A 1888-nucleotide genomic window follows, 5' to 3' on the forward strand; every position below is an offset into this window, starting at 1 on the left:
GGTCAGGGCGTCGGTACCACCACCACCGGAATGCTGGCGCGCTTGATCACCCCCTTGGTGACCTTGCCCGCATAGGAGGCCACGAAGCCGCGCTTGTTGGTGGCCATGATGATCATGTCGCAGTCATGGCGCGTGGCGTAGCGGATGATCTCCGAGGCCGGATAGCCCTCCACCACATTCAGTCCGGCGATCACCGGGCGCGGGTCGCCGTTGTCATGGGTGCTCCAGAAGTCCTCCAGCATCTTTTCCAGGCTCTCCTTGGCCTGATCGAGCCGCTGCTGCATCAGGCCCTCCAGCGTCGGCTTGTGGCGGATGTTGACCTTGAGAGTGTTCATCACGTCATCCGACAATGACTTGACGGTATGCAGCACATGCAGCTCGGCGCCGGTCGCGCCCGCCAACCACACCGAGCGCGCCAGTACCCGCTCACAGTCTCCGCGCAGGCCTACACAACACAGAATTCGTTTGACTGCCGGCATCGTCCTTCTCCTCGTTCATTGCAGGGCTAGCGTTCAGATGGCGCTTCAGTAACCCATCACCCTGGGTAGCCACAGCGAGATTTCAGGCACATAGGCGATCAGGAAGATGGCCGCCACCGAGCCCGCCGCGAACGGCAATGCCTTCAGGGAAATCTCCTCTATGGAGGCGCCGCCTATCCCCGAGGCCACGAAGAGGTTCTCCCCCAATGGCGGCGTCTGGAAGCCGATGGCCAAGGCGCAGACCACCACGATGCCGACGTGCACCGGGTCCATCCCCAGCATGTACATGATCGGCAGCAGCACCGGGGTGAGAATCATGATCGCGGCCAGCGTCTCCATGAACATGCCGACGAACAGCAGGAAGAAGATGATCATCGCCCAGATCAGGTAGAGGTTGTCGGTCATCGCCAGCATGCCCTCGGCGATATGGGCCGGCACGCGTTGCTCGACCAGCAGCCGCCCGAAGACCGTCGCCGTGAACAGGATCAGCAGCACGCGACCGGTGATCCAGGTGGTGGTCTCCAGGGTGCGCAGCGTCGGCTTCCACTTGAGTTCCTTGTGCAGGAAGATGCCGACGATCAGGGTGTAGACGATGGCGACGATGGCGGATTCGGTCGGCGTGAAGAGGCCGCTGTAGATACCGCCCAGGATGATGAAGGGCGCCAGCATCGACCAGACGCCCTTCTTCAAGGTGGCGCGAATATGGGGCCACGACCAGCTGTTGGTCAGCCCGCGATAGCCGCGTTTCTTCGAGATCACGTAGTTGATCATCAGCAGGAAGCCGGCGATCACCACGCCGGGCATGACGCCGGCGATGAACAGTTTCGGGATCGACAGGGTCTGGAAGTCACCGTGCATGGCCACCGCTTCGGGCGGCGGCTGCAGGCCCATGCCGGAAATCCCGAAGATCACCATCGGGATCGACGGCGGAATCACCACCCCCAGCCCACCGGAAGAGGCCGTGATCGCCGAGGCATAGCCACGGTCGTAGCCGCGCTTGGCCATCGCCGGAATCATCAGCATGCCGACCGCCGCCGTGGTGGCCGGTCCCGAGCCGGAAATCGCACCGAAGAACATGCAGGCAAATACCGTGGCGGCGGCGAGTCCGCCCGTCACCGGCCCGGCGAAGGCCTCGGCGATATCGACCAGCCGTCGCGAGATGCCGGCGGCCTCCATCAGCGCCCCGGCCAGAATGAAGGCCGGCAAGGCCATCAGCGGGAAGGAGCCCACCGAGGTAAAGGCGATCTGCACGAACGCCATCGGGTTTTCATCGATGCTCAGATAGGTCGCCAGCGCCGCGACACCCAGCGAGACGGTGATCGGTGCACCCAGTACCAGCAGCAGGAAGAAGACGCCAAACAGGATGTAGATGATGGTGGAATCGATCATGACTTGCCGCCCTCCTGTCT

Annotated in this window: 2 protein-coding genes; both read right to left on the reverse strand. The window is 63.0% G+C overall.

The window, feature by feature from the left end; all coding sequences use genetic code 11:
• Positions 1-2: 2 nt before the first annotated feature.
• A complete protein-coding gene (locus tag AC4FAH_RS04140) occupies positions 3-479 on the reverse strand; it encodes a universal stress protein (protein WP_043331347.1) in 477 nt (158 codons plus the stop codon).
• 45 nt (positions 480-524) lie between these two features.
• Complete coding sequence (locus AC4FAH_RS04145) at positions 525-1868, reverse strand: TRAP transporter large permease (RefSeq protein WP_197738683.1); 1344 nt, start codon at positions 1866-1868, stop codon at positions 525-527.
• Between the last annotated feature and the right edge of the window lie 20 nt (positions 1869-1888).

Source organism: Cobetia sp. (assembly GCF_983723665.1).

Excerpts from the sequence above, each read along its gene's own strand:
- AC4FAH_RS04140 (WP_043331347.1), bottom strand. The coding sequence starts at position 479 with ATGCCGGCAGTCAAACGAATTCTGTGTTGTGTAGGCCTGCGCGGAGAC.
- AC4FAH_RS04145 (WP_197738683.1), bottom strand. The coding sequence starts at position 1,868 with ATGATCGATTCCACCATCATCTACATCCTGTTTGGCGTCTTCTTCCTG.